Raw genomic sequence first — 220 nt, forward strand, 5'->3', positions numbered from 1 at the left:
TGGTGCATTCGTTTCAATGAAACGATAATCACCTGGAGTTAAATCATCTACTTGAATTTGACCATTTTCATCTGTTTCAAGAGATTCTACAATTACGTTGCCTTCTGAATCTACTAGTGTGAAGACTGCGTCAGCAAGCATTCTTGATTTATCTTCTTGATCGACTTTGGTTAGAAGAACGGAACCTGGTGTTACGACATTCTCATGAATTAACATAAGT

1 protein-coding gene is annotated in these 220 nt (G+C 36.8%); it reads right to left on the reverse strand.

Features of this window, described 5'->3' with window-relative positions; translation table 11 throughout:
• Positions 1-220, reverse strand: a 220-nt coding sequence (locus Q4550_RS24385; RefSeq protein ID WP_303536846.1) for an MSCRAMM family protein, incomplete at both ends; no start/stop codon positions are given.

The sequence above is a fragment of the Anaerobacillus sp. 1_MG-2023 genome (genome assembly GCF_030547345.1).
Lineage (GTDB): Bacteria > Bacillota > Bacilli > Bacillales > Guptibacillaceae > Guptibacillus > Guptibacillus hwajinpoensis_B.